This window comes from Lyngbya sp. CCY1209 (assembly GCF_035615495.1).
Lineage (GTDB): Bacteria > Cyanobacteriota > Cyanobacteriia > Cyanobacteriales > Microcoleaceae > Limnospira.
This window is the reverse complement of sequence record NZ_JAJENU010000316.1, coordinates 1-386: the sequence shown is the minus strand read 5'-3', so window position 1 is coordinate 386 and position 386 is coordinate 1. Positions and strand designations below refer to the sequence as shown.

Below are 386 nucleotides of genomic sequence, written 5' to 3'. Positions count from 1 at the left end.
TTGGTGTTCCAAGCCGAGCACAACATCCTGATGCACCCCTTCCATATGCTGGGAGTTGCCGGTGTCTTCGGCGGTGCTCTGTTCTCCGCGATGCACGGTTCTCTGGTGACTTCTTCCTTGGTTCGTGAAACCACCGAAATCGAGTCCCAGAACTACGGTTACAAATTCGGTCAAGAAGAAGAGACCTACAACATTGTGGCAGCTCACGGCTACTTCGGTCGCCTGATCTTCCAATATGCGTCCTTCAACAACAGCCGCGCCCTGCACTTCTTCTTGGGTGCCTGGCCGGTGATCGGCATCTGGTTCACCGCTCTGGGTGTGTCCACGATGGCCTTCAACCTGAACGGGTTCAACTTCAACCAGTCCATCATCGACTCCAGCGGTCG

At 55.2% G+C, this 386-nt stretch carries 1 pseudogene; it reads left to right on the top strand.

Going from position 1 to position 386, the window contains the following annotated elements:
- Positions 1 to 386 (top strand): annotated as a pseudogene (locus tag LKE08_RS09175) (photosystem II q(b) protein); the annotation flags it as partial.